Source organism: Burkholderia sp. 4M9327F10 (assembly GCF_005503145.1).
Taxonomy (GTDB): Bacteria; Pseudomonadota; Gammaproteobacteria; order Burkholderiales; family Burkholderiaceae; genus Paraburkholderia.
The window spans coordinates 1-25,578 of sequence record NZ_SCNV01000008.1; the positions used below are offsets into that span (position 1 = coordinate 1).

General features: G+C 61.2%; 22 protein-coding genes and 2 pseudogenes. 6 read left to right on the top strand and 18 right to left on the bottom strand.

What is annotated here, in order from left to right; genetic code table 11:
• Positions 1-821: 821 nt before the first annotated feature.
• The 3 genes from FFS45_RS10540 to FFS45_RS41685 all read right to left on the bottom strand — a co-directional run bounded on the left by FFS45_RS10540 (position 822) and on the right by FFS45_RS41685 (position 2,363).
• Entirely contained in the window at positions 822-1,157 is a 336-nt protein-coding gene (locus FFS45_RS10540) for a hypothetical protein (RefSeq protein ID WP_137954584.1), read from the bottom strand.
• Positions 1,158-1,568: 411 nt separating this feature from the next.
• Positions 1,569-2,096 carry a hypothetical protein gene (locus FFS45_RS10545; protein WP_137954585.1) on the bottom strand — a complete coding sequence of 176 codons (528 nt, stop codon included), beginning with the start codon at positions 2,094-2,096 and terminating at the stop codon, positions 1,569-1,571.
• A 114-nt stretch (positions 2,097-2,210) separates the two neighbouring features.
• Positions 2,211-2,363 (bottom strand): hypothetical protein, encoded by a 153-nt coding sequence (locus FFS45_RS41685; RefSeq protein WP_171029624.1) that lies wholly within the window; start codon positions 2,361-2,363, stop codon positions 2,211-2,213.
• A gap of 134 nt (positions 2,364-2,497) precedes the next feature.
• Between FFS45_RS41685 and FFS45_RS10550 the strand changes: the two genes are divergently transcribed.
• Together FFS45_RS10550 and FFS45_RS10555 are read left to right on the top strand one after the other, a co-directional pair.
• Entirely contained in the window at positions 2,498-4,312 is a 1,815-nt protein-coding gene (locus FFS45_RS10550; RefSeq protein ID WP_171029625.1) for a recombinase family protein, read from the top strand.
• A gap of 115 nt (positions 4,313-4,427) precedes the next feature.
• Positions 4,428-5,297 (top strand): annotated as a pseudogene (locus FFS45_RS10555) (ATP-binding protein); the annotation flags it as partial.
• Between the two features lie 330 nt (positions 5,298-5,627).
• On the opposite strand, the gene FFS45_RS10560 reads toward FFS45_RS10555, so the two are convergent.
• Positions 5,628-6,149, bottom strand: a complete 522-nt coding sequence (locus FFS45_RS10560) for a hypothetical protein (protein WP_137954737.1) — start codon at positions 6,147-6,149, stop codon at positions 5,628-5,630.
• Between the two features lie 301 nt (positions 6,150-6,450).
• Here FFS45_RS10560 and FFS45_RS10565 point away from each other — a divergent pair, with 301 nt between their 5' ends.
• The gene (locus tag FFS45_RS10565) at positions 6,451-6,984 is read left to right on the top strand and encodes a TlpA disulfide reductase family protein (protein ID WP_137954587.1); all 534 of its coding nucleotides are present in this window, start codon (positions 6,451-6,453) and stop codon (positions 6,982-6,984) included.
• A 128-nt stretch (positions 6,985-7,112) separates the two neighbouring features.
• Here the strand turns inward: FFS45_RS10565 and FFS45_RS10570 are convergent, their stop codons facing one another.
• The 5 genes and pseudogenes from FFS45_RS10570 to FFS45_RS10590 all read right to left on the bottom strand — a co-directional run bounded on the left by FFS45_RS10570 (position 7,113) and on the right by FFS45_RS10590 (position 13,240).
• Entirely contained in the window at positions 7,113-8,465 is a 1,353-nt protein-coding gene (locus FFS45_RS10570) for a sigma-54 dependent transcriptional regulator (RefSeq protein WP_137954588.1), read from the bottom strand.
• 48 nt (positions 8,466-8,513) lie between these two features.
• Positions 8,514-10,487: pseudogene (locus FFS45_RS10575) on the bottom strand (ATP-binding protein).
• Positions 10,488-10,631: 144 nt separating this feature from the next.
• Positions 10,632-11,915 carry a dicarboxylate/amino acid:cation symporter gene (locus FFS45_RS10580; protein ID WP_171029627.1) on the bottom strand — a complete coding sequence of 428 codons (1,284 nt, stop codon included), beginning with the start codon at positions 11,913-11,915 and terminating at the stop codon, positions 10,632-10,634.
• Positions 11,916-12,430: 515 nt separating this feature from the next.
• Positions 12,431-12,814: a hypothetical protein gene (locus FFS45_RS10585; protein ID WP_137954591.1), complete on the bottom strand. Its 384-nt coding sequence runs from the start codon at positions 12,812-12,814 to the stop codon at positions 12,431-12,433.
• A 120-nt stretch (positions 12,815-12,934) separates the two neighbouring features.
• Complete coding sequence (locus tag FFS45_RS10590) at positions 12,935-13,240, bottom strand: zf-TFIIB domain-containing protein (protein ID WP_137954592.1); 306 nt, start codon at positions 13,238-13,240, stop codon at positions 12,935-12,937.
• Positions 13,241-13,404: 164 nt separating this feature from the next.
• Here FFS45_RS10590 and FFS45_RS10595 point away from each other — a divergent pair, with 164 nt between their 5' ends.
• Positions 13,405-14,286 (top strand): LysR family transcriptional regulator, encoded by an 882-nt coding sequence (locus FFS45_RS10595; protein WP_137954593.1) that lies wholly within the window; start codon positions 13,405-13,407, stop codon positions 14,284-14,286.
• On the opposite strand, the gene FFS45_RS10600 is transcribed toward FFS45_RS10595, so the two are convergent.
• The 6 genes from FFS45_RS10600 to ugpQ form a co-directional block, all read right to left on the bottom strand.
• Positions 14,259-14,720: a TerB family tellurite resistance protein gene (locus FFS45_RS10600; RefSeq protein WP_137954594.1), complete on the bottom strand. Its 462-nt coding sequence runs from the start codon at positions 14,718-14,720 to the stop codon at positions 14,259-14,261. The genes FFS45_RS10595 and FFS45_RS10600 overlap by 28 nt on opposite strands.
• 162 nt (positions 14,721-14,882) lie before the next feature.
• Positions 14,883-15,953, bottom strand: a complete 1,071-nt coding sequence (locus FFS45_RS10605) for an ABC transporter ATP-binding protein (RefSeq protein ID WP_137954595.1) — start codon at positions 15,951-15,953, stop codon at positions 14,883-14,885.
• 19 nt (positions 15,954-15,972) lie between these two features.
• Positions 15,973-16,824 (bottom strand): ABC transporter permease, encoded by an 852-nt coding sequence (locus tag FFS45_RS10610; RefSeq protein ID WP_249362748.1) that lies wholly within the window; start codon positions 16,822-16,824, stop codon positions 15,973-15,975.
• Positions 16,821-17,759 (bottom strand): ABC transporter permease subunit, encoded by a 939-nt coding sequence (locus tag FFS45_RS10615; RefSeq protein WP_137954596.1) that lies wholly within the window; start codon positions 17,757-17,759, stop codon positions 16,821-16,823. The genes FFS45_RS10610 and FFS45_RS10615 overlap by 4 nt, the downstream gene beginning before the upstream one ends.
• Before the next feature lie 218 nt (positions 17,760-17,977).
• Positions 17,978-19,090 (bottom strand): ABC transporter substrate-binding protein, encoded by a 1,113-nt coding sequence (locus FFS45_RS10620; RefSeq protein ID WP_137954597.1) that lies wholly within the window; start codon positions 19,088-19,090, stop codon positions 17,978-17,980.
• Positions 19,091-19,192: 102 nt separating this feature from the next.
• A complete protein-coding gene (gene ugpQ / locus FFS45_RS10625; protein WP_137954598.1) occupies positions 19,193-19,975 on the bottom strand; it encodes a glycerophosphodiester phosphodiesterase in 783 nt (260 codons plus the stop codon).
• Between the two features lie 619 nt (positions 19,976-20,594).
• Between ugpQ and FFS45_RS10630 the strand changes: the two genes are divergently transcribed.
• Both FFS45_RS10630 and FFS45_RS10640 read left to right on the top strand, forming a co-directional pair.
• Positions 20,595-21,368: a DeoR/GlpR family DNA-binding transcription regulator gene (locus FFS45_RS10630; protein WP_137954599.1), complete on the top strand. Its 774-nt coding sequence runs from the start codon at positions 20,595-20,597 to the stop codon at positions 21,366-21,368.
• A gap of 331 nt (positions 21,369-21,699) precedes the next feature.
• Complete coding sequence (locus FFS45_RS10640) at positions 21,700-22,383, top strand: HAD family hydrolase (RefSeq protein WP_137954601.1); 684 nt, start codon at positions 21,700-21,702, stop codon at positions 22,381-22,383.
• A gap of 134 nt (positions 22,384-22,517) precedes the next feature.
• Here FFS45_RS10640 and FFS45_RS10645 read toward each other — a convergent pair whose 3' ends face one another.
• The 3 genes from FFS45_RS10645 to tauA all read right to left on the bottom strand — a co-directional run bounded on the left by FFS45_RS10645 (position 22,518) and on the right by tauA (position 25,303).
• A complete protein-coding gene (locus FFS45_RS10645) occupies positions 22,518-23,351 on the bottom strand; it encodes an ABC transporter permease subunit (protein WP_249362756.1) in 834 nt (277 codons plus the stop codon).
• 92 nt (positions 23,352-23,443) lie between these two features.
• Complete coding sequence (locus FFS45_RS10650; protein ID WP_137954602.1) at positions 23,444-24,241, bottom strand: ATP-binding cassette domain-containing protein; 798 nt, start codon at positions 24,239-24,241, stop codon at positions 23,444-23,446.
• Between the two features lie 36 nt (positions 24,242-24,277).
• Positions 24,278-25,303, bottom strand: a complete 1,026-nt coding sequence (gene tauA / locus FFS45_RS10655; RefSeq protein WP_137954603.1) for a taurine ABC transporter substrate-binding protein — start codon at positions 25,301-25,303, stop codon at positions 24,278-24,280.
• Positions 25,304-25,578 lie beyond the last annotated feature (275 nt).

Below are 25,578 nucleotides of genomic sequence, written 5' to 3' on the forward strand. Positions count from 1 at the left end.
CCGGATCGATAGCGAGAAGAAACATATCGGGGGTCCCGCTGCTCTGGCGATTTCGTGACGCTGGAACAAAAGCGGACAATCGAGGCAGAGACTGGTGTGGCCGATGAGGGTCGTCTACGGAAATTCACCGTTCGGTGTCCCAGACCATTTGATGCCACTCGCCAATAGCCGCCAAACATTTGCGCGTTCAACGGCTGCTGAAGATGAAGTCGAGCATTCTCGATACGGCGAAATCATAAGCAGCCCTATACATGGACTCTTTTCGCTCAACCATCACCGCTCGCCTTCACTTTCTGGCAGTCAGCAAGCGGAGGCATGAAGGGCAGGAAAGCCGTTCCTTTCGATACGATCGTAAAAGAAGTGATCTGACGCTACTAATAGCGACTCCGAGGAAGATGCACGGCCATCCGGTGTCGATAGCACCAGCGGCGAACGCTGCGGCAAAGAAAACGACGACGAGTGGTATCCACGTCCAGTAGGAAAGAAACCAGGGAACTTTCCGGGAGGTGATCGCGCCCATCAATCCGCTGTACCCACATTCGAGACAGGTCATGTTTGAGTGTCGCTCGAATTTCTTCAGTTCGGCTCGGATAGCTGGTGACAAAGGCCCATGCGTGTTGGACAAGCCGTCCGCCGCGCTTTGCGTTGCCTGGGTTTGATCTTCTGCGGCGAGTTCGATTCCGCAACCGCTACAGAATTTTGAACGCGCAGCAATTGCGCACCCACATGAACTACAGAACATCTGCACTCCCCGATCTATTGTTTTCGACTTTCGGCATTAGCCCGGTCCAACGTAACGCAAGCGACGCGCCGGTCGCGGGCTATGGATCGATGCCGAGACTTCGGAGCATGTCGTCCAACGTCATCGCCTTCGACCATGAACCATGCTTTGCGGCCAAAATCGCCAGCACGGTTTTGTCGGAAAAATCCGTATCGTTCGTACCCCACATGCTATCGAGCAGCGCCCGATAGTGAGTGCGCCTTCTGTCGGCAAGCCGCTTGATCCGCGCCTCAACTCCCAACGTTACCCCCTTCATCCAGCCTCTGCATGCACACTGCAATTTTTTCTGCGGGCTGTTTATCTTGAATTCCCAAGGCATTGTTTTTTTGCTTGCCTGACGTTTCCGAGAGCCACGTACACAGAGCTCTCGATCCATTTATCCGAGGCCTCCAGTTCCCCAGCGAGCATTCGCTGTCGAGTTTCGGGATCTTGCAGAGTGCCGTAGGTTTGCACCGCTTGGTCTTGATGTTGTCGGATTTGCCGCAAAGCTGCCCGCACTGAACCGAGTGAGTAGGCCGCGAACTGTTTCGCTTCCCTGCAAGTCTCGTTATTGACCGGTGGAAAGGTCGCCCATTCCTGATCCAATTGACGTATTTCGTCGACCTCGCGCTGGCTAAATGTCTGGGCTTGACTCGATCCGCCGAGAAGCATAAGGACTACCCCGGATACCAGCATCGTGTTGATTTTCATTTTGGCTTTTTTTGCGTTGCGTTTGGTCTATCGCTGAATTCAATATCAGCAAGATATCCTTGCCGACGATCTGTGTGAGGTCGAACAGTCCTTCCCGTCAGTGCCAGGATTCACCCGGCAACCGGTCAAACCAACCGCCGACCATCCCGTCCTGCGTCACATCCCGCACGCAATGAACAACGGGCTGTTTGACGGCTACCGGTTTCGGACTGCCGTCGTCTCCTTCCAGAACTTTCTCAATAATGATGTCGCCGGTCGGGTCATCCTGTTCGTACAGAAATACTTGTACTTGACGCAGTTGAATCAGTCGAGCAGGTTTCCGGTCGATGACAATTTTGCTTTGCACGTGCAGGAAGAGACCATGCGCCTGCCCGTTATCTTGAATATCCCATTTACCCATCGTCGGCTCAGTGATCTCCGGTTTGCCATCAGAACCCGTTGAGACGGGCGACGTGAAGAATCGATGATCTGCGTTAATTGCCAATAGCTGGTAGCTGTTCCCCTTCACTCCACAGTCATAGGCGATGCTTCGAGTGGTGGTCGCGGCGTGGGCGGTGGCGGTGGCGAACGCAATCGAACCCAAGATCTGTAAGAGAAGCGTTTTCCGAAATATTTGACTTTTCATTGAAAGCTAATTTGAAGATTGGAGAGTGCACGGGCCGCCGCCGAGTCGCGCCAGCAGCCCACGACGCGTCCTGATCAATTTTCGACAAGCCGACAAGCCGAAGGGATTGTCGGGCTACCCGATGACCTTCGGCGTACCCGATACCATCCATCCCGGATGCTGGGCTACGGCTTTGCTCATCGCGCCAGCCTCCGTGTTGGCTTGGACTGTGACGGTCTTTACTTCCGACGATTTGGTAGTGCGCAGCGTGACGACGTAAACGTTCATGGAATTCCTCGTTGTTGATCGGGCAGCTTTGCCAGCGTCATACCGGCTCGGCACAAGGTGGTTCGCACTTGCTGGTAGTCCAAACATGACTATAGTCGGCTACAATACTTCCCTACCTGATGACCGACACGTATATGACGAAGCCAACGGCCTACTCGTACATCCGCTTCTCGACACCCGAGCAACGCAAGGGCCACTCTTTTCAACGCCAATACGAGTTGACCCAAAAATATGCGAAAGAGCATGGCCTTGAACTCAACGAGAAGCTGACATTTAATGATTTTGGAGTTTCAGCCTATGACAAGTCCAACCTTGATATAGATCGCGGGTTAGGGAGCTTTATCGCAGCAGTGAATCAAGGAATTATCGCTCGCGGCTCGTATCTTCTGGTCGAGTCTTTGGATCGGATTACGCGCGCAAGCATTCTCGACGCACTGACTTTGTTCCTCAGTTTGCTGAAAGCTGGAATTACCATTGTCACGATGTGCGACGGAACAACGTACAACGAAAAGGATGCAAACGACAAGCCCTTTCAGTTGATCATCTCAATCACGATATTGACCCGCGGCCACGAAGAAAGCCTGATTAAAAGCCAGCGACTAAAATCGAAATGGGAATACAAGAGAAACAATATAGACAACAAAAAACTTACAGGGATTTGCCCAGCGTGGCTTCGCCTGAACAAAGAAGAAAATAAGTATGAAATCGTAGAGGAAAAGGCCACGATAGTCAGAAGAATTATTGCGCTTACTCTCTCAGGGATTGGGCGAAGAAAAATTACCCAAACACTGAACGAGGAAGGAATACCTTCAATCGTAATTAAAAGCAAAAGCAGAACATGGTTTGATTCTTATATTGTAAAAATCATAAACAACCGCGCCCTGATTGGTGAATTTCAGGCGCACAGCAAAATTGACAAAAAATCCGTTCCGGTTGGCGAACCTGTCAAGGACTATTTCCCCCGACTTATTTCCGACGAGGAATTTTCTCTGGTTCAAGCGACACTGGAGGCAAGAGGCAGACAGCTTGGGGGACGTAGAGGGGCCAGCTTCGCGAACATCTTCACCCATCTGCTCTTCTGTGGCTATTGCGGAAGCCGTATGACTTATGTCACCAAGGGCATGAGTAGAGATAGAACTAGTCCGTGGAAATATGTGCGTTGCAGTGCGGCAGCACGCAGTACAGGATGTAAAAAGAAAATCACGTGGAATTACGACGACCTGGAAGAATTTGTACTCAAATTCGTGCGCGGCGTCGATTTTCGTCAATTTGCTCACGAACTAAATGGGCAACAATCCATACTGGAAAGCTGCCGGGCGAATGTCGAAAAAAGCAAGACATCGATAAAAATAACTGAAGAGCAGATTGATCGCCTCATCAAAGCCATAGAGGATGAGGAAACGCCGCCGAAATCAGTCATGAGCAGAATTTCGGACCTTGAAAATTCGCTGGAAATGGAAAAGAGACTGATGTCGATCAATGAAAAGAAAGCGATGGCCTTGGAGGTCTATTCCAGAAACATCGATTCTCAATCGAATGGCATGCCGGAATTGATGGAGTCCATGCGCGCAGCGACTGGTGAAGAACTTTTTAAAATACGCGCCAGAATCAACGAGCAGATTCGACGAGTAGTTGGCGAAATTGTCCTGTTTCCGGGAGGAGTCCCTGAAAGTCCGGAAGAAATTGAGGAAAAACGAAGGGACCTTATCGCGTCCGGATACTCTGAAGCCGATGTAGACGCACAGCTTCAGATTTCAACCTACTCGGATTTTGATCGAGAAAAGCGAATGCTCGTCATCAGAAATAAAGCCGGATTTTCTCAGCCGCTAATTCCGGGGAACAAAATCCCGGATATCGCCAGTCACAGGAACTTGAAATTCAGCATTGTCATGAAAAATTCACGGTTGAAAGCGCTTCAGGGGGGCGGTGATGAAAGCTCGACCGCTTGAGATTACTTTAAAGCATGTGGCACACTACCATCCTACCGGGCATCATTCAATTGTCATGTTCGGTCACATTACATCCAGCCAAGTGTAGACCGACGTGGATTTTATGTGACCGAATATCCTGATGGTCGGGCCGCCCGGCGCCGGCAAGTCGATGCTGGCCGCGCGCCTGCCCAGCCTGCTGCCGCCTATGACCGACGACGAAGCGCTCACCTCCGCAGCGCTGCTGTCGGCCAGCATGTCGGGCTTCTCGCCGGCGCAATGGCGGCAGCGGCCGTTCCGCGCGCCGCATCATTCGTCGAGCGCGGCGGCGCTGGTGGGCGGGCGCAATCCACCGCAGCCAGGCGAAATCACGCTTGCGCACCTGGGGGTGCTCTTTCTCGATGAAATTCCTGAATTCGATCGTCATGTACTGGAGACCCTGCGCGAACCGCTGGAAGCCGGCCGGATCACGATTTCCCGAGCTGCCCTGCAGGCGGATTTCCCGGCGGCCTGCCAGTTGATCGCGGCAATGAACCCCTGCCCGTGCGGCTGGCGCGGCGATCCGAACGGGCGCTGCCGCTGCACGCCGGAAGTCGCCGGGCGCTATCTGCGCAAGCTGTCAGGACCGCTGCTGGACCGTATCGATATCCAGATCGAGATCCCCGCACTCACCTCGGCCGAACTCGCCGCGCGCGCTAACGCCGCCGGCGAACCAAGCGCAGCCATCGCCGTGCGGGTCAGCGCGGCGCGGGCCCGGCAACTGGCGAGGCAGGGCAAAACCAATCGTGAGCTGAGCGGACGTGAGGTCGATGAGGTGTGCCGGCCCGACGCCGCCGGCGAAGCGCTGCTGCGCGAAGCGGGCGATCGCTTCGGCTGGTCGGCGCGCGCCTACTACCGGGTGCTCAAGGTTGCCCGGACGATTGCCGACCTGGCGGGCACCCAGGTGCCAAGCGGCAGCCAGATCGCCGAAGCGGTTCAATACCGGCGCGCGTTCGCGGTTGGATAAAGCAAAAAAATAGCTGTCAAGACTTGACTTATGCACACAACAGCATTCCTGACAAATTTATGGCTAATTGAAAGGCGGGTTCGAGGTGTTTCGTAGAGATCCTTGATTTTATTGATCTTTTTTATTTCCCCCGAGACGGAGAAAAGCGACCGGAGGCCCACCGGACGGGCATTTGCGGCGTTCCGCACAAGGTTCTCCACAAAGTTATCCACAGGCGCTGTGAGCAACGGAAAAATCCCCATAAAATCCGGCTATTAGCGCGATAACCTGCGAAGGAACTTTCACTGAGAGCAGTGATCTACGTCACCCCGCTCATGCGATCGCAACACCTCAATAAAGCTGGAAAGACCGGAAAAACTGATCCACCTGCTCCTGGGGCAGCGGCTGGCTGGCAATGATCGCCGCCTGGTAGACATGCCGGCCGTGAGCCACGAGCCGTGCGTAAACCGTGCGGTTTTCCTGTTCTTCACCGGCCTTGCCGTTCAGCGTCATTTCGAGGCCGGGCACCTCGCCGCCCGCTGCGAGCGGAATCTGTACCGCGTGCGCATCGGGCGCGACGTTGACATTGCGGGCGAGTCCGTCGCGCAGGAAGTCCAGCGCTGTGCGCTGCGTTTGCGGGTCGTCGGAAGGCAGCATCACGGTGCCGACAGCGAACACCGCCTTGCCGGCCTCGGCGGTTTGCATCGCCATTTGCATCGAGGCGCTGCCAATCTGGATCTGGCGGGCATCATTGCTCGGCTTGGCCGGCAGGTCGACGGTGTAGCCGTTGTCGCTGTTCATGACCGTGCGCCAGTCGTAGGTCGGCGAACAGGCGGCCAGCAGGCCGCCTAAAGCCATGACGCAGACGCCCATGCCGAGCACGGCGCGCGCCGTCGCCAGCCCGGAAGACAGACAGCGCAAGCCGCCAGCACGGACTACGGCAAAACTGGCAAGAAAATTCGCAGGAAAGCGCGGGGACAAAAGACGAACAGCGGCAAATACGGGTCGGAGCATGAGGACGAAGCCGGCAAAAGGCGAGCCATAAAACCCCATTATCCGCCGATCGCCCAGGCACGGACAGCGCACCGGCCACATCCTGCCTCTGCGCAGGATTGCGGCTACAATACTGACGCAACGTTGCGCGCGTGCTGCGCGAAATTTCGAGGTCCCGTTCATGAGCCCTACCCCGTCTACCCCCGTATCGAAGCGCGCCAGCCCGGTCCGCTACATTGCGATGGCGGTTGTCGCCGGTGCAATCGCGATTGCCGGTTATTTCGCCTTCAACGGCCAGCAGCACGTTCCGGACGCCACTTTCACGCTGCTGTCGGGCCAGAAAGTCTCCACGGCCGATCTGAAGGGCAAGGTCTACCTTGTCAACTTCTGGGCAACCAACTGCGACACCTGCATGAAGGAAATGCCGCAGATGGTCGACACGTATAACCGCTTCAAGGGCAAGGGTCTGGAATTCGTCGCGGTCGCGATGAATTACGACGCGCCCATGTACGTGACCAACTACAGCGAGACGCGCCGCCTGCCGTTCAAGGTAGCCATGGATGACGGCTCGGCTGCCAAGCAGTTCGGCAACGTGCAGTTGACGCCGACCACCTTTGTGGTCGACAAGGACGGCAAGATTCTCAAGCGCTATGTGGGTGAGCCTCAGTTCGCCGAGCTCGACCAGTTGCTGGAAAAGGCGCTGAACGCCGCTTGAAGTCATGCGGGGCACCAGATAAAAACGCGCCGGTAGCGGGCTTGTCCGCTACCGGCGCGTTGCTTTTGGCCTTTGGCTTTTGACGCTTGCCGATCACAGGCCCGCAGACCTCTGGGCCCCGGCGGCGATCAACGCTCTCCCTCCCCCTTCACCGCGATCCCATAGCGCTTGATCTTCTCGTAAAGCGTCGCCTTGCCCAGTTGCAGGCGGTCCGCCGCCACCGCCACCGCTCCGCCCGTCTGCTCCAGCGCCTGGGCAATCACCGCCCGTTCGAATTGCTCGACGCGCTCCTTGAGCGACTGCGCGTCCTGCGCCTCATCGACCGAAGCCGCCATCGGGTCTTCTGCCACGCCGAGCACCAGGCGGTCGGCGGCATTGCGCAGTTCCCGCACGTTGCCCGGCCAGTCGCGCTGCATCAGGCCGGCGCGCTGACGGTCGGTCAGCATTGGCGCGGGACGCTGGTAACGCACCGCCGCGTCGAGCAGGAAATGCTCGAAGAGCGGCACGATGTCTTCGCGCCGCTCCGCGAGCGGCGGCAGCGCGATCGTCACCACATTCAGCCGGTACAGCAGGTCGCGCCGGAAGGTGCCGGCCGCGACATGCTCGCTCATGTCGCCCTTGGCGGCCGCCACGACGCGGCAATTCACGCGGATCGGCTGGTTCGAGCCGAGGCGTTCCAGCACGCCGTCCTGCAGCACCCGCAGCAACTTGACCTGCAGCCCGAGCGGCATGCTCTCGATTTCATCGAGAAACAACGTGCCGCCCGACGCGTGCTCAAGCTTGCCGATGCGCCGCTTCGCCGCGCCGGTGAACGCGCCCGGCTCGTAGCCGAACATCTCCGACTCGAACATCGGTTCAGGCAACGCGCCGCAATTGACCGCGATAAACGGCTTGTCACGCCGTGGCGACAGCTCGTGCAGGCTGCGTGCAATCAGTTCCTTGCCTGCACCGGTATCGCCGTTGATCAGCACCGACGCATCGGTGGGCGCGACATTCGCTATCAGCCGCCGCACCTGTTCGATCACCGGACTGCGGCCGATGATGCGCGGCGCCACCGCGTTCTGCCCCGCCAGTTCGCGGCGCAGCGCGTGATTCTCGAGCACCAGCGTGCGGCGCTCGAGCGCGCGCCGCACCGTTTCGATCAGGCGCTCCGACGCAAACGGCTTCTCGATGAAGTCGTACGCGCCGTCGCGCATCGCCTGGACCGCCATCGAAATATCGCCATGACCGGTGACGAGAATCACCGGCACATCGGGTGCACGCTCGTGGCATTGCGCGAGCAGATCGAGGCCGCTCGCGCCCGGCAAGCGGATGTCGCTGACAATCACGCCCGCAAACTCCGCGCTGATCGCGCGCGACGCCGCTTCCACCGACGCATAGCCGGTGACATCGAACCCGGCGAGCTGCAGGCTTTGCACGCTTGCGCGACGCACCAGTTCGTCGTCCTCGATATACAGCACCGGCAAACTATTGTTGACCATTGTCTTTAACACCTTAAAGCGCCCGAGCGCATCTGGAGCCGCCTGAATTCAGGAGCCCGTAACGAGTGGATCGGCTGCCTGCACGCGCGCCCGGCGCAGCGTCAGCACGAACAGCGCACCGCCGTCCGGCGCGTTGCGCGCCACCAGCGAACCACCGGCGTCACGCGCGATCGATGACGAGATCGCGAGGCCAAGCCCCAGCCCCTGGCCCATTTCCTTTGTCGTAAAGAACGGTTCGAAGAGCCGCGGCAAGACGTCGTCCGGAATGCCGGGGCCGTTGTCGTGGACCGAGATGGATAGCGTCGCCGGAGATGTTTCTATCTCGATCTCGATGCGGGGCGCAACGGTGGTGGACTCCGGGAGGCCAGCCTCCGGATGGCCGACCCCCGGCTCCCCAACCGCGTCCAACGCGTTACCCAGCAGATTGATCAGCACCTGCTCAAGCCGCAAGTCATCGCAATTCGCGACCAGTTCCAGATGTTCATCAGACGGATCAAAACGTGCGCGCGTACCGGATTCGGCATCTACCACCGTCAGCACCACCACCACGCCTTGCAGCCGCTTTTGCAACAGCGCCAGCACATTGCGCAGCGCTTTTGCGAGCGGCGCCCGCGCGCTGCGCGGCCGAGCCCGCCCAACAAACAGCTTCAACTGATTGGTAATCTTGCCCATGCGCTCAGTAAGCGCCGCAATCGCTTCGAGGTTCTCACGCGCCGAGGCCTGATCGCCGCGCTCCAGCAATACCCGCGTGTTATCCGAGAACCCGCGCAGCGCAGCCAGCGGCTGATTCAACTCATGCGTGATACCCGCCGCCATCTGACCGAGCGCGGCCAGCTTGCTCGCCTGGATCAGTTCATCGTGCGCCGCGCGCAACCCCTGTTCGGCGCGCGTGCGCTCGCTCACTTCCTTCTTGAGCTGCTCGTTCGCCTGCGACAGATCCGCGGTCCGCTCCGCCACCCGTTGATTCAGCTCCGCATAAGCGCGCTGCAGCAGCTCACGGCTGCGCATCACCTCGCGCACGCGCGCCCGCCGGGTTCTCCAGTAGAACGCCAGCAGGCACAGCGTCACGTAGCCGAAGCCCGTGACAATGGCGGCGTTGCGCGCGTCGGTGTCGACCGGGTCGACGCTCGCCATGGTGATCAGTTGCCACTCGGGCTCGCCGATTGCCCGCCGCGACGCCAGATAGCGCGGCGCATAGCGGCCGCCGCCGATGCGCACGATCTGCGCGTCGCCTTCGAGCGTGCGCTCGATCGTCACCGGCAAGGGCGGAATCTCCTGCTGCGCATACTGTCGTGTCTGATAGATCGAGTCGGCCACCGCTCCCGACAACGGCCGCACCGTGTGGTATTTCCAGGCCGGCACCGACGACAGGAAAATCACGCCGTGGTCGTCGGTGACGATCAGCGGCTCGGACGCATCCGCGCCCTGAAACCATTCCAGATTGAGCTTGACGACCGCCACACCGACGATCTTGCCCTCGCGCCGCACCGGTTGCGAAATGTAGTAGCCCGGATCGTGCGAGATCGTGCCGATCCCGAAGAATCGGCCCACGCCGCCCTTCACTGCGTCCATGAAATACGGCCGGAACTGATATTCGACGCCGACAAAGCTCTCCGGCTCCTGCCAGTTGCTCGCTGCAACACAGAGCCCGTCGGCCTGAATAATGTAGGTGGCCGTGGCTCGCGCGTGACGGTTCAGGTCTTCCAGATAGCGATTGGCGCGCTCGACATTCGGCGCGGTAGGCGTGACCAGCACGTCCTGCACGAACGGATGCTCGGCCAGCAGGTAAGGCAGGGATTCGTAGCGCTCCAGCGTACTCTTGAGCGCATTGGTGGTGCGATCGACGCGCACCGCGGCGTTGCGCCGCAAGCTGTCGATGCCGCGCTGCCACGTGATGCTCCACGTGAGCCCGCACGCTGCCACGAGCCCGGCAACGAGCGCGAAGAGGATCAGCAGGCGGCGCGTCACGTTAGCGGATTCCGGTCAGTGGGGTGCAGTTATTGTGGCATAACCCGGTGGCATAACCCGGTGCCATAACCAGTCGGAGCGGACAGCGGGGCGGACGGCGTGACGGCCGGGCGGTGGGCACCCGGACCGTCAGCGCCCGCTCTCCGTCCAGCAAGGCAGGCGCGGCCCTCGTGGGCAGCGCCGCCACACGACGCTTGCTTACGCGCCCGCCGTTTCCTTCACCGCCACGACTTCGCCACGCAGTGCCGCGCGCAGCTTGCTGCGATCCAGTTCCTTCTCCCACGCCGACACCACCACGGTAGCCACACCATTGCCGACGATATTCGTCAGCGCACGGCACTCGCTCATGAAGCGGTCAATGCCGAGAATCAGCACCATGCCCGACAGCGGGATGGTCGGCACCACAGCCAGCGTCGCAGCGAGCGTGATGAAGCCCGCGCCCGTCACGCCGCTTGCGCCCTTCGAGGTCAGCATGGTGACGGCGAGCAGCGTGAGCTGCTGGGTGAGCGTGAGATCCGTATTGGTGGCCTGAGCAATGAACAGCACCGCCATCGTCATGTAGATATTGGTGCCGTCGAGGTTGAACGAGTAACCGGTCGGCACCACGAGGCCCACCACCGAGCGCGAGCAGCCGAGCTTTTCGAGCTTCAGCATCAGTTGCGGCAGCGCCGCTTCCGACGAACTCGTGCCGAGCACGATCAGCATTTCTTCCTTGATGTACGCCACAAAGCGCAGCACGCTGAAGCCGACCATCCGCGCAATGGCGCCGAGCACTACCACCACGAACACGATCGAAGTCAGATAGAAGGTGCCGATCAGCTTGAGCATGGGCAGCAGCGAACCGATGCCGTACTTGCCGATGGTGAAGGCCATCGCGCCGAACGCGCCGATCGGCGCGAGCTTCGTGATGATGCGCACCACGCCGAACAGCACGCTCGAAAGGCTTTCGACCAGATCCGTGACGACCTTGCCGCGCTCGCCGAGCGTCGCCAGCACGCTGCCGAACAGCATGGCGATCAGCAGGATCTGCAGGATTTCGCCTTGTGCGAAGGCATCCGTGATTGTGTTCGGAATGATGTGCATCAGGAAGTCGACCGTGCTTTGGCCGTGCGCCTTGGCGGCGTACGAAGCGACTTCCTTGCCGTCGAGCGTGGCCGGATCGACGTTGAAGCCCGCGCCCGGCTTGAGCAGATGCGTGGCGATCAGGCCGAGCACCAGCGCGAACGACGAAACGACTTCGAAGTACAGCAGCGCCTTGCCGCCGACCCGCCCAACCTTCTTCATATCCTGCATGCCGGCGATGCCGGTCACGACCGTACAGAAGATGATCGGCCCGATCACCATCTTGATCAGCTTGATGAAGGCGTCGCCGAACGGCTTCATGTCGATAGCGAGGGCCGGCGAGTAATGGCCGAGGAGAATGCCGACGATGATGGCGGCGATCACCTGGACATAGAGCACTTTATAGAAGGGTTTCTTCACGATGGTTCCTGCGATGTGGATGAGCCAATGGCCTGCCACGCTGCGCATCATGCGAACGAATAGACGTGTCGCCTGTGCACGGCATCGGGCCGCGACAAGACGACGAATTCAGAAATACCGGGAGGGAAAATCGGACATCGTTGTCTCCATGCTTTAGTTGTCGGGCCTTTGCGGCCGCGCTTCCACTTTGCAAGGTCGATGCCAGCTAGATTGCAAGTCTTTCTCTTTGATTTTTAAGGATTTTTTTGACGCGAAGCAAGCAGGCCGTCCAGCTTTCCGGAAATCCGGACGGCGGGCGTCGGAGATTCCGGACAAAAAAATGCCTTCCTCGCGGCAGGAAGGCATTTTCAATCAAATATCGGAGACTTTATTGTTCGTGGGCTTCGGTTAGGGGTACCGCTGCGAAGCTCACATCTCAATATTAGGAGCATTCTGGCGCGCTTACCGTTAAGCATTGTCAAATCGCGCGCCCTTGCGGGGATATGGCATGAAGCGCCGCCAGAAATCACACAGCGTCATGCGCCGTCGGCACGCCCACGACCGCGCCAGAACAGCAGTAACCAGGCCAGCGATATTCCCACCGCTATGCCCAGGAATTCGCATAGCACGCGTGTGCCGATACTGTCCGGATCGTGTACGCCTTCGAGTGCCGTACGCATCATCACCGGTGACTGCAGGTCGGTGTAGTTGAAATAGATCAGGTTCCACAGATCGCCGCTGGAACTGGGCAGCACAGAGAGCATATAAGCCACGCCGAGTTCGCGGCCATGGTTCCAGGGTTGCTTGCGGGTCAGCCAGTGCACCAGCAGCAGCATGAAGAATCCAATCACCGCGGCAATCGCACCCGCTTGTATGCCGCCGACGATGCCGTCACCCATCCACGATTGGTCGTAAAACATGCCTGTGTCACCCGGTCATCTATACCGAGGCATTATGCCCCAATGCAGGCCCCCCTGCGGCGGCTGGAAGGCCAGGCGCCTTACATGAACACGCCTGCCGTAACATTACCGCTAACGAGTTCAATCGAAATCGAACACATCGAAGAGCGAGCGTTTCTTCCTGTATCCCGCGTGTCCCGTGTGTCCCGACCGGCGATCGTCGTAACGATGATTTTCGTGCGGATGCTCGCGGTACCGGTCCCGATGATCTTCCCGATGGCGGCTTACGCCGCCTTGTGCGCCGATACGCTCCACGTCGTCTGCAATCAGCTTGTCGAGTTCACCGCGATCGAGCCATACGCCGCGGCAATCCGGGCAGTAGTCGATCTCGATCGAGCGGCGCTCGGTCATCAGAAGGTCAGTCGTCTTGCAAGCGGGGCATTTCATGGCGTTGCTCCTCAAAAAGGTTAGAGATGCCGTCCACGGCGTGCGTCAGTGAAGTGAGATGTACCGGACGACGCTGGCGTAGTGACATCATCGCCGCGCCATGACTTCGGATAAATCAGTGATAAGCTGAACAACGTATCGATTTTTCCGAAGTGATGCGGCCCATGCTGAACTATCGCCATCTCTACTATTTCTGGATCGTCGTCAAGGAAGGCGGTTTCGCGCGCGCAGCCGAGCGCCTCGACATGGCGGTCCAGACGATCAGCGCGCAGGTACGCGAGCTGGAAAAGTCGATCGGACGCCAGCTGCTGAAATCCGCGGGGCGCGGCGTCGCCATGACCGAAGCCGGCGAGACGGCTTTCAATCGCGCGGAGCAGATTTTTCAGATCGGCGAGGCGCTGCTCGGCGAGATCCGCGAGACGGACGGCCAGCGCACTGCGCGGCTCGCCGTGGGTCTTTCAGACGGTATTTCGAAGCTCGCCGCGCACGCGCTGCTTGCACCGGTGCTCAATACGCCGGCGCTCAGGCTGCTGTGCCACGAAGGGGAGCATGCGCAACTGTTGTCGGAGCTTGCGCTGCATCGGCTCGATCTGGTGCTGGCATGCCAGCCGGCACCGCACAATGCGGACCTGCGCGTGGTGAGCCAGCGCCTCGTCGGCTCGCCCGTCGACTGGTACGGCCCGGCGGCGCTCATCGGCAAGGCGTCTCGCGCCGGGTTCCCGCAATGCCTCGCCGATCTGCCGGTGCTCTTGCCCACCGGGCACGCCGCATTGCGTGCGCGCCTCGACCGGTGGTTCGAAGCGGTGGGAATCCGGCCGCGAATCGTTGGAGAATTCGAGGATAGTGCGCTGATGGCGGTGTTCGCCGCACGTGGGCTCGGCGTGTTTCCGCTCGCGGAACTGGGCGCCGAGGACCTCTCCTTGCTACGAGGGCTGCGCTGGCTCGGCCGCGCGGATGGCGTCATCGAAGAGATTCACGCCATCCGCTCGCGGCGCGGCCAGCATCATGCGCTCGCGTCTCAGGTGGTCGACGCCGCGCGTTCGTGACCGGGCAAGCGGCCGGGCGCGGCGCCGAGGCGGACCGGGACCGGTGCTGAGGCGGGCCCCCACGCACTAAAAATCGCTGCCAGCAGCGCGATCTCGCCATCCGCAAGGTGCTCGTCGGCGATCGCGACGGACATGCACAGGCGCATGACCTTGCGTCGCAACGGCGGGGAGTCGACCTCGCCAAGCAGCGTGGCAAGCATGGCCGCGTCTATCTGGTCGAGCGTTGGCGCAAGCGACGCGTGGGCGATGGAGTGATCCTCGCACAGCGCCTGCACGATCTGGGCAAACTGCTCCGGTACGAGACCAAGCTGGCCGGCGATATCGAGCTTGTCGAGCGCGCGCTCCTCGGAGCTGCAGACGTGGCCGTCGGAGATCAGCACCAGCGCGACAATACGTGCGGCAGCCTGAGGACTGTTACGGGGATAGCTTCGCATGACGGGGCTCCTTTTCGCGGACACTGTCCGCAGTGGTGATGGGCCTCAGTCTGCGTGAAGTTTTGAATCGGATAAATCTGTTAATTCCGGAGCGAGGGTTCGGAAAAACCGAAGGGTCAGCCAATCGAATCCGGCGCGCATCCCCTTCGGCGACCCAATACGTCAAGCAACGCCCTCTTCCAGCACCAGCAGGTTCTCATGCGAGAAACCCAGCGCCACCGGCTGGCCCCGCTCCGGCAAGCTGCGGTTCGGATCGTTGAAGACATCAAGCGAAATCACCGCATCTTTGACCCGCGTCCTGATGCGCACGATTGCGCCGAGGAAGCTCACCTCCTCCACTGTCGCCGCCAGCGTGTTACGCCCCGCCGCCGGCGCCTCCAGCACGATCGCCTCCGGGCGCAGCGCCAGCAGACGTTTCTTTCCGGCGTCATCAGGCGCCAGTTGCTGCGTGGTCACCAGCTCCTGGCCGTCCACCGCCATCTTTCCGCTCGCGGGATCCACCACGTGGCCGGAGAGAATATTGAGCGTGCCGACAAACGACGCCACGAAGCGCGTGCGCGGATAGTTGTAGATCTCCGAGGATGTGCCCACCTGCTCGACGCGCCCCTCGTTCATCACCACGATGCGGTCGGAGATCGAGAGCGCCTCTTCCTGGTCGTGGGTCACGAAGATCGAGGTGATGCCCAGATCGCGCTGCAGCGCACGAATGTCCTGGCGCAGCGAAATGCGGATCTTTGCATCCAGCGCAGAGAGCGGCTCGTCGAGCAGCAACACCTGCGGCTTGCCCGCCAGCGCGCGAGCCAGCGCCACGCGCTGCTGCTGGCCGCCTGAAAGCTGCCACGGGTAGCGCTCGCCGACGTGCGGCAGCTTGATCAGTTCCAGCATCTCGTCGACGCGCCGGCGAATCTCCTCCTGCGGACGACGCGCCACTTTCAGGCCGAAGCCGATGTTGTCGGCGACCGTCATGTTCGGAAACAGCGCATACGACTGGAACACCATGCCGACCTTGCGCTGGCGCGTGCGCAGATGCGTCACGTCGCGGCCGTCGAGGCGGATCACGCCGCGCGTCGGGTTCTCGAAGCCCGCAATCATGCGCAGCACCGTGGTCTTGCCGCAGCCCGACGGGCCGAGAAAGGTGATGAACTCGCCGCGCTCGATCTTCATGTCGAAATGATGCAGCGCCGTATTCGCCCCAAAGGACTTGTGCAGATTTTCGATCTCGAGGAATGCCATGCTTCGAAGCCTCAGTTCATCAGGGTTTGGATCCGGCCGCCGCGCTCGCCGGGCCGCCGGTCGGGCCGCTCGCCGCGTCGCGGGCTGAGCCACGGGCCGAACCGCGCGCCGAGCCGAATACCTGGATCAGCCCCATCGAGGCCCAGGTAATGACGAACGCGATGATCGCGAGCGCCGACGGTTCATAGGCGCGGTTCGCGCCGATCAGTTGCAGGTACGGTCCGAACGCCGGCCGGTCGAGCAGGCTCGCGAGCGTGAACTCGCCGATCACCACCGCAAAGGTGAGGAAGGCGCCAGAGAGAATCCCCGAGCGGATATTCGGAAAGATCACCTTGAACAGGATGGTCGGCCAGTTGGCGCCGAGGCATTCCGCGGCCTCGGTCAGCGAGCGCACGTCCACTGAAGCGAGGCCCGCATCGACCGAGCGGTACATGTACGGCAGCGACAGCGTCACGTAGCCGAACACCAGCAGCAGATCGGTGGCGCGCTCGTTGCCGGTGAGCGGCAGGATCGAGCTGCTGTTGTAGATGCGCAGATATCCGAACACGATCACAATGGCCGGAATCACCAGCGGCAGCAGCGTGATGAACTCCACCACCGGCCGCAGCTTCGGCAGGCGCAGACGGACCCAGTAGGCCGTCGGCACCACCAGCAGCACGCCCACCACAATCGTCAGGACTGCCATCAGCATCGAGTAACCGAACGAGGCCTGAAAACGCGGGTCGCCGAGCACGACACGGTAGGCGTCGAAGCTGTACGAATCGCGCCGCATGCGCAGGCTGAATTCGAAGGTGGCGGCGAGCGGAATCAGGAAATACAGCGAGCCCACGACCATCGCGGTCCATGCGCCCACACGCGACTGGCTTTTCATCGACGCCCCCTTTCGGCACGCGCACGCAACCAGATATAGCCGCCGTTCGACAGGCCGGTCACGAGGATCATGCCGAGCGCCAGTGCGTAGCCGAGGTTCTGGTTATGCAGCACGTCGCCGCGAATCTGCGCGTACAGCAGGATGGTCACGATGTTCAGCGAGCTGCCCGTCAGCGCATAAGCCGTCGCCACCGCACCGAACGAGTTCGCAAACAGCAGCAGCGTTGCGCCGAGCACGCTCGGCCACAGCACCGGCAGGGCGACATAGCGCCAGTACTGCAGCGAGGTGCCGCCCAGGCAATCGCAGGCCTCGCGCCATTCGCGCTTCAGGCCGTCGAGCGCGGGCGTGACGATCAGCACCATCAGTGGAATCTGGAAGTACAGATACGTCACCGTCAGGCCAGTAAAGCTCAGGATGCTGAAGCCCGTGGAATACAGGTTGAGGCCGACGTATTTCTTCAGCAAAACCGTGACGAGGCCGACACGCCCGAGCGTGCAGATAAAGGCGAAGGCGAGCGGCACGCCGGCGAAATTCGAGGCGACGCCGGAGAAAGTCATCAGCGTCGGGCGAATCCAGCCCGGCAGGCGTCCCTGCACGGCCGCCCAGGCAAGCAGCGAGCCGATCACGGCGCCGCCGATGGCCGAGGCCGCACTCACCTTGAAGCTGATCCAGTACGCTTCCAGCACGCCGGGCTGGAACAGGTCGCGGAAATTGGCGAGCGTGAAGTGGCCGTGGGAATCCTGAAACGCGCCCACCATCAGAAAGCCGGTCGGCAGAATCAGGAATAGCAGCGCGAACAGGAAGAACGGTGCGACGCCGAGCCAGGTCAGGAACTGGGACGACTCTTGCGGCCCCCTGACTTGGGGCGTCGGCGTGGGCACAGGCGGAACCAGCAGTTGCGGCTCCGCCGAGCCGATATCCGATGAAGCGGTCATAGGCCACCCTTGGGGCATTCAGGCTAACGCCGGGGCCGCGCGAGGCGACGCTTCAAAGCGGTCACGCGGGTTCCGGCACACAGCATGCGCGAGCAATAAAAAAATATCCAGATGGGGCGCCGCGGCCAACCTGCACGCCGCCTTGCCGCCATCCGGATTCGAGCACCTACCTACTGCTACTTTTGATTCACCTCTTTAAACCTGCATCCTGCCTGGTCTTACTTCACGTTCGCGCCGACCACTTCGTCCCAATGCTTGGTGATCGTGTCCTTATACGCGTCTTGCTGCTGCAGCGTCGGGAACACTGCGTTCTTGTAGGCCGATGCCGGCGGCAGCTTGTCGAGCAGCGTCTGCGGCACCTTCTTTGCGGCAACCAGCTGGCTATAGCGCATCGGGTGGCAATAACCGGCCAGCCAGCCGATCTGGCCTTCGTCCGAGTACAGGTATTCCATCCACAGCTTCGCGGCGTTCGGGTGCGGCGCGTAGGCGCTGATGGCCTGCACGTAGACGCCGGCTACCACGCCCGTCTTCGGCACCACCACCTGGACCTTCGGGTTGCCCTTGAGCGTGTCGCGATCGGCCAGCGCGTTGTAGTCCCAACGCACGATAATCGGCGTCGTGCCCTGTGCGAGCGAAGCGGCCTTGCCGATCACCGGCACGAAGTTGCCGTTCTTGTTCAGGTCGGCGAAGTACTTCAGACCAGCGTCGGCCGACTTGGCGGCATCGTTCTTGCTCGACGACAGGCCGGCCGCGTACACCGCCTGGATAGCCTGGTTGGCCGAGCGCGGATCGCCTGCGAGCGACACGGCGTTCTTGTAGTCGGACTTGAGCAGATCGCTCCAGTCAGCCGGCGCCTTGTCGATCATGTCGGCGTTCACCTCGAACGACAGCACGCCGTAATAGTCGCCGTACCAGTAGCCATCCGCGTCCTTGGCCGAGTCCGGAATTTCCTTCCACGTCGACACCTTGTACGGCTGCAGCAGGCCGTCGGCCTTCGCAGTCGGACCAAACGACAGACCCACGTCGATCACGTCCGGCGCTTGCGGACCCTTGTTGCCCTTGTTGGCCTTGATGGCTTCAACTTCGTCGCCGGAACCGGCATCCGGGTTCAGCTCGTTGACCTTGATGCCATATTTCTTTTCGAAAGCGGCGATCATCGGGCCATAGCCGCACCAGTCGTGCGGCAGGGCAATCACCGTCAGTTGTCCTTCCTGCTTGGCGGCGGCGACCAGCGCATCGAGCGATGCAGCGGACGCGCTGCCAGCGCCTGCTGCGGCGACGCCCGCAACCGCTGACATCGAGATAACACGGCTTAGCCACGTGCGGTTCATAGTAGTTCCCATCCTTTGCCCAAAGTTGCTACGTTAGGAAAACTGCATTTGACGGTTGTCTCCGGCACCCTCCCCGGGGCGCCTGCCATGCGCGATGTCCGACTATGTCCGGTCGCGAGGTGTGGACAGCATGTCGTGCGCGAGCATATCGATGCGATCGGTACAAATCATGTCAACGCCCCATTGCGCGAGCAACGTGGCGCGCTCGGGATCGTTCACCGTATAGACGAGCACCCGCAAACCCGCGGCGCGGATCTCGGCGACAAGCTCTGCGGTGAGATGCTTATGGCTTGCGTGCAGCGAGACACAATCGAGCTCACGCACAATGCGCAGCCAGTCGTCGGGCACGGCTTCGAACAGCATGCCGCGCGGCAGCGAGGGCGCCGCATCGCGGGCAGCAGCAAGCGCTTCGAATGAAAACGACGACAGCAGCGGCTGTGTCTGTGCCTGCCAGAGTTCGAGAGCGGCAGCAGCGGCGAGCCGGCCGGTGATCTCATCGCGGCCCGGACACGGCTTGATTTCGATGTTGGCGGCAATGCCGTCTCGCGCGCAGCGGGCAGCGGCCTCGGCGAGCGTGGGCAGGCGAGCGCCTGCGAACTCGGCGCCGCGCCACGAGCCGGCGTCGAGCTGCGCCAGTTCCTGCCAGCTATGTTCGGCGGCAGCGCCGTGGCCATTGGTGGTCCGCTCGAGCGTGTCGTCGTGCAGCAAAAAGATCTGATTGTCCGCGGAGAGCTTGGCGTCGAATTCGACCATCCCATAGCCATAGCGCTTGCAGGCGTCGAATCCCGCAAGTGTGTTTTCCGGCGCAAGCGTTCCGCCACAGCGATGCGCAACCAGCCGTGGATAAGGCCAGTCAGCGACACTACGATCAATCCCAGTTCCCACGTCTGTGCACCTTCGTAATAGACCGGATCAATGCATCCTACCCGCACACCTGCGGCCCCGGCAGGCCGCACCACCGGCGCGACTGGCCCCGCCGCGCCTTGCGCATTTCTTCGCATCAATGCGTCTGCGCTTCCGGTGCTGCTGGCACCTGCCAGCTCGGCCGGTTCAAATGGAGTTGCCGTTCGGCGATGGTCCGGTCATTGTTATGGTTTTGTCCTGCAGCGCGCTCTTCGCCCGCCTGTCATCGTCAGGATGACGAACCGAGCGGTGTTATTTTGTCAGTCAATTGTTATGTTTTAGGCACGGCATCGAAACAGGCGGCAAAATAGCCAACCAGGCCTAGTATGGGGCCCGCATGAGGCAGTCTACGTGCCAAATACGACAGCCAATTTTCGAAGCTGGACATTTCCATTCCTTTCCGAACATTCCGTGTTCGGATTGGTCACCCAGCGTCCAATGTGCGAAGGCTAAATTCAAATACACAAATTTGCAAGGGTCCAAAAAAATACAACACAAAACCGTGAAAGTCGCGCCGGTGACACGTGCGCGACACAAAATCGTGTCAGTGGTGTAATGGGCTAAAAGCGCTTCAGAACGACTCAACTTAAAAGGAAAATGCATGTGGCAGGAAGACCGTCACCAAAGAATTCGCGCGCTGCTATCGACACTGCAACGGGTGTCGACCGAACGGATCATGGCGGATCTCGGGGTATCGCGCGAAACGGTGCGGCGCGACCTGCTCGATCTGGAAGCGCTCGGTGAATTGCGGCGGGTGCACGGCGGCGCCATCAAGCCCGACGACGAAGCCCCCATCGCGGAGCGCGCCCATACCCGTGTCAAAGCCAAGACGGCCATCGCCAAGGCGGCAACCGGCGTGATCTCCAGCGGCCAGACGCTGTTTATCGATGCCGGCACCACCACCTCGGCGCTGGCCGAAGAGCTGGCGAAGCTCGCCAACCTGACCGTGGTGACCAACTCGATCGACGTGGCGCTGAAGTTGCGCGGAGCCGGCGAGCAGCAGACGGAGGCCCGCAACGAGGTCATCCTGCTGGGCGGCTCGATCAGTGACCGGGCCATGGCGACGGGCGGCAGCACGACGATCCTCGAGATTCATCGCTACCGTGCGGACGTGGCGTTGCTGTCGCCAGTCGGCATCGACTACCGGCACGGCGCCACCAACTACGATCACGAGGAGACGGAAGTGGCACGCGCCATGGTCGCCAACGCGCATCGTGTGGTGATCCTCGCCGATTACAGCAAGATCGGCCAGCGCAGCCGCATTTCCTACTGCCCGGCTGATCAGGTCGACGTGCTGATCACCAACAAAAAGGCAGCCGAGTCCGCTGAGTTTGCTCCGCTGAAGAAGAAAGTCGCGCGGATCATCCTGGCCTAGGACCATTCGAGGCGCGTCAGCGCCACCTCCCGGCGGCGCCCCATGGCGGGCGCGTGCCGCCTTTTCGTTTGCCCAGTTTGCCCAGTTTGCCCAGTTTGCCCAGTTTGCCCAGTTCGCCCAGTTCGCCCATCCCTTCCTTTGGAAATAGCCCTTGGCGGCAGCGTCGAGAGGCTAGAGACGCCATCGTCCAGCCGGGCCGGCTCGCCAGTCATTTTGCATAAATATGGCTTATTGTATTTTTGTGTATTTAACTATACGATCCGCCAGGATGCGGAAGCGTGCCTCGCCGGCAGCAAGCCGGTTTCAGAGAGTGGATGCAAGGAACCCTTAGATGAGTCGTAACCTCGCGCTGTTCGATCTGGACCACACATTGATCCCCCTCGACAGCGATCAGGCATGGGCCCACTTCATAGCGAAGCTGGGTGTGGAAGGCGCCGAGCGCCACGCAGAAGAAATCGACGCGTACTACCGCCAATACGTGGCCGGCACGCTCGACATGACCGATTACCTCAACTACACGCTGGCGCCGCTCGCTCGCCACTCACGCGAGCAACTCGACGCGTGGCACGCCGTGTTCATGCGCGAAGTGATTGTCCCGGCGATCCGCCCGGCCGCACGCGAACTGGTCCAACGGCACTTCGATGCGGGCGACCTGTGCTGCATCGTCACCGCCACGAACGTATTCGTGACGGCGCCGATCGGCAAGGCGCTTGGATTCGAGCATCTGCTCGGCATCGATCTGGGCACCGAAGGAGGCGATCCCCTCGCCCGCTTTACCGGCGCCGCGCTCGGCGTGCCGACGTTCCGCGAAGGCAAGATCGTACGCACCGAAAGCTGGCTGGCATCTTTGGGTTATGCGTTACAGGACTTTCCGAAGAGCTACTTCTATAGCGACTCGATCAACGACGTGCCTTTGCTCGAGCGTGTCACGAATCCGGTGGCGACCAATCCGGATGAGCGGCTGCGGGCGATTGCCCGCGAGCGGGGTTGGCCGGTTCTCGAGCTGTTTGCCTGAATGTTTGCCTGAGTGCTTGCCCCAGTGTTTGCCTGAATGTCTGTCAGACCGGACATTTTCCTGAGCCCACGGCGGCTGAAAAAGCCGCGCACGCCGCCTGAACCCAAGGGCAGTGCGCGGCGCCGCCCATACCGCTAAGCCCGCCCCTTCCACGGCACCAGGCGCCGCTCCAGCGCCCGCATTCCAAGGTCGAACGCCCACGCAATGAGGCCGATCAGCACGATCCCCATCACCACTACGTCGGTGCGCAGAAAGCTCGACGCGTTCAGCACCATTTGACCCAACCCAGCCGTGGCCGCAACCATCTCAGCCGCGACGAGCGTCGTCCAGCCGAAGCCGATTGCAATCCGCAGTCCCGTGAGGATCTCCGGCAAGGCCGCCGGCAACACGACATGGCGCACGATCTGCGTGAACGAGCCGCCCAGCGAATACGCCGCATGAATCTGCTCGACGGTCGCGCTGCGTGCGCCGGCACGCGCCGCCATGGCGATCGGCGCGAAGCAGGCAAGATAGATGACGACGATCTTTGCGGTCTCGTCGATGCCGAACCAGATCACCACCAGCGGCAGATAGGCAAGCGGCGGCAGCGGCCGGTAGAACTCCAGCGGCGGGTCGAGCAGGCCACGCGCCACGCGGCTCACCCCCATCAGAATGCCGACGGGCACACCCGTCACCACCGCTAGCGCAAAGGCGCCAAAGACGCGCAGCGCGCTCCAGGCGAGATGCTGCGACAAAGGCAGACCGCCCTGGATACGCCCGTGGCACGCATCGATAAAAGCAGCCCAGACGGCTTCCGGCGTCGGCAGAAAGAGCGGCGGCAGCCAGTGCAGATGCGTGGCGGCCCACCATAGCGCGGCCAGCCCAGCCACCGAGACGAAGCTCAGCGCAGCGGTCGGCCCTTCGCCCGGCATGCGCCACGCGCGCACCGCCCTCGGCCGCTTTTTGCGCGCTGGCGCCGCCGCAGCCAACGGGGCATCTACCCGGCTGGCCGCAGGCGGGGTCACCGCAGCCGGATCAAATGACTCATTGAGTGAACCACCGAGCGAATCATGCGAAACAGTCACGACAGCACCTCTTCCGGCGCACGCTGATGCAGACGCCGCACCAGCCGTTCACGCCACTCGATAAAGTCCGGCGCCGACTTCACCGCCCGTGCGTCGCGCGTCTCGAGAAAGCGCCGCGCGAACGGCAGATCGTAGCTCTCGGCAATACGCCCCGGTCCCGGTGTCATGACGACGAGGCGCGTCGCCAGAAACAGGGCTTCTTCGACGCTGTGGGTAATAAAGAACACCGTCTTGCCCGTGCGGCCCCAGACGTCGAGCACGAGCTCCTGCATCGACTCGCGCGTCATCGCATCGAGCGCGCCCATCGGCTCGTCCATCAGGAGTATTTGCGGATCGCTCGCCAATGCACGGGCAATCCCGACGCGTTGCTGCATCCCACCCGACAACGCATAGACGTGAGTATGCGCATGCGGCTCCAGGCCCACCAGGGCCAGCATTTGCAGCGCGATACGTTCGCGCTGCGCTTTCGGCACGCGCTGAAAGCGCAACCCGAGCGCGACGTTATCGAGCACGTCGAGCCACGGCATTAGCGCGTACTTCTGGAACACCACGCCACGATCCGCGCCAGGACCATTGACCGGCTCACCGTTGAGCAGGACTTCACCCCCGCTCGGCTGGATAAAACCGGCGATGCAATTGAGCAAGGTTGTCTTGCCGCAACCCGACGCGCCGAGCGCCACCACGAACTCGCCGGACTCGATGTTCAGATCGACATCGGCGAGCGCCACATGCGGGGCCGCGCCGCGCACGCCTTCATACGCGACGTGCAGCCGCCGGATCTCCAGGGCGCTCATAGCAAAGCCCGCCGGCTGCAGAAACGATGCACCACCTTATTCATGCGCCGCTTGCTGCACGAAGTGCGGATCGACGCCCGCCGAATAGTCCGGCAGCACGGTTTGAATCGTCCCTTGCGTCTTCAGGAACGCCGCCGTGGCAGCGAGCGATTTCGCCGCTCCCGATTGCGCACCGCCGCCTAGCCACGTGCTGGACGCCTGCTGGGCCAGTGACGGAAACGCATACAGCGCGAGACTGGCCGGCACATCCTCGGCATTTGCTCCGGACTCCTTGGCGACCGCCGCCACTTGCGGCGAATTCGCGGACCATGCCGCCGTGTGATCGCGATAGTTCGCATCGCTCGCGGCCAGCACCTTGACGAAGCGCGCGACGAACTCAGGATTTTGCTGGGCGAACTTGCGATCGACCACGAAGCCGTCGAAAGTCGCCTTGCCCGTCTCCTGCGCGACCTGGCCCGAGGTAATCAGCACCTTGCCGTTCTTCTTCACCTTGGCAAGGACCGGATCCCAGATGTAGGTGGCGTCGATGTCGCCGCGCTGCCATGCGGCGGCGACTTCCTGCGGCCGCAGGTTGACGATCTTCACGTCTGCCGGATTCACGCCGGCGTTTTGCAGCGCGACCAACGTATGGAAATGCGAGGTCGAAACAAACGGAACGCCGATTGTTTTACCCTTCAGGCCGGCAAGGCTCGTGACACCGGAGCCGTCGCGCGCGACGAGCGCCTCGGCATTGTTGATGTTGTCGAGAATCCAGAACAGCGAAATATCGACGCCTTGCGACAGGCCCGCAGCAATCGGACTGGAACCGGCCTCACCGAGCTGCACCGACCCCGAGGCCAGCGCCCGCACCACTTCCGCGCCGCTGGCAAGCTGGCGATACACCACCTTGTAACCGGTTTCCTTCTCGACTTCACCGGTGGCCTGCGCATAACGCCACGGCACGACCATGTCCTGATACGCGATGACGACTTCCTTGGTATCGGCATGAGCGGCGCTCGTAAAGGGAGCGGACACGGCAAGCAACGTCAGGAGCGCGGCGAGCGGGCGGAGGAATTGGTTCATCGAGAAGCCCCGTTGTAATAAGGTGTTTGGGAGGCTTTCGACTATAGGGAGTTTGTCCGCGGCCGGTTCTAACGAATTCTCGATTGCTAATCACGCTGTTTGAGCATTGCTTTTCACGCTCGGTTAGATGCGCCCGGGCACCCGCCCCGCCCTGCGGCCTCCCCTCGATGTCACCCCAGCGTCAAGTTCCGCAGCGATTATGCCGATAACCCGTCGGCGTGCCCGCATGGCGAAGGCTGTGGCTGTTGGCCCCGGCATGCTGCGCGGCAGCATCG

Bases quoted from the DNA above. Each gene is read 5' to 3' on its own strand.
- FFS45_RS10630 (WP_137954599.1), top strand. From the start codon at position 20,595: ATGTGGCAGGAAGACCGTCACCAAAGAATTCGCGCGCTGCTATCGACA.
- FFS45_RS10640 (WP_137954601.1), top strand. From the start codon at position 21,700: ATGAGTCGTAACCTCGCGCTGTTCGATCTGGACCACACATTGATCCCC.
- tauA (WP_137954603.1), bottom strand. From the start codon at position 25,303: ATGAACCAATTCCTCCGCCCGCTCGCCGCGCTCCTGACGTTGCTTGCC.
- FFS45_RS10620 (WP_137954597.1), bottom strand. From the start codon at position 19,090: ATGAACCGCACGTGGCTAAGCCGTGTTATCTCGATGTCAGCGGTTGCG.
- FFS45_RS10600 (WP_137954594.1), bottom strand. From the start codon at position 14,720: ATGCGAAGCTATCCCCGTAACAGTCCTCAGGCTGCCGCACGTATTGTC.
- FFS45_RS10650 (WP_137954602.1), bottom strand. From the start codon at position 24,241: ATGAGCGCCCTGGAGATCCGGCGGCTGCACGTCGCGTATGAAGGCGTG.
- FFS45_RS10540 (WP_137954584.1), bottom strand. From the start codon at position 1,157: ATGGATCGAGAGCTCTGTGTACGTGGCTCTCGGAAACGTCAGGCAAGC.
- FFS45_RS10545 (WP_137954585.1), bottom strand. From the start codon at position 2,096: ATGAAAAGTCAAATATTTCGGAAAACGCTTCTCTTACAGATCTTGGGT.
- FFS45_RS10585 (WP_137954591.1), bottom strand. From the start codon at position 12,814: ATGTTTTACGACCAATCGTGGATGGGTGACGGCATCGTCGGCGGCATA.
- FFS45_RS10605 (WP_137954595.1), bottom strand. From the start codon at position 15,953: ATGGCATTCCTCGAGATCGAAAATCTGCACAAGTCCTTTGGGGCGAAT.
- FFS45_RS10590 (WP_137954592.1), bottom strand. From the start codon at position 13,240: ATGAAATGCCCCGCTTGCAAGACGACTGACCTTCTGATGACCGAGCGC.
- FFS45_RS10615 (WP_137954596.1), bottom strand. From the start codon at position 17,759: ATGACCGCTTCATCGGATATCGGCTCGGCGGAGCCGCAACTGCTGGTT.
- FFS45_RS10595 (WP_137954593.1), top strand. From the start codon at position 13,405: ATGCTGAACTATCGCCATCTCTACTATTTCTGGATCGTCGTCAAGGAA.
- FFS45_RS10560 (WP_137954737.1), bottom strand. From the start codon at position 6,149: ATGGGCGTCTGCGTCATGGCTTTAGGCGGCCTGCTGGCCGCCTGTTCG.
- FFS45_RS10570 (WP_137954588.1), bottom strand. From the start codon at position 8,465: ATGGTCAACAATAGTTTGCCGGTGCTGTATATCGAGGACGACGAACTG.
- FFS45_RS10550 (WP_171029625.1), top strand. From the start codon at position 2,498: ATGACGAAGCCAACGGCCTACTCGTACATCCGCTTCTCGACACCCGAG.
- FFS45_RS10565 (WP_137954587.1), top strand. From the start codon at position 6,451: ATGAGCCCTACCCCGTCTACCCCCGTATCGAAGCGCGCCAGCCCGGTC.
- FFS45_RS41685 (WP_171029624.1), bottom strand. From the start codon at position 2,363: ATGAACGTTTACGTCGTCACGCTGCGCACTACCAAATCGTCGGAAGTA.
- FFS45_RS10610 (WP_249362748.1), bottom strand. From the start codon at position 16,824: ATGAAAAGCCAGTCGCGTGTGGGCGCATGGACCGCGATGGTCGTGGGC.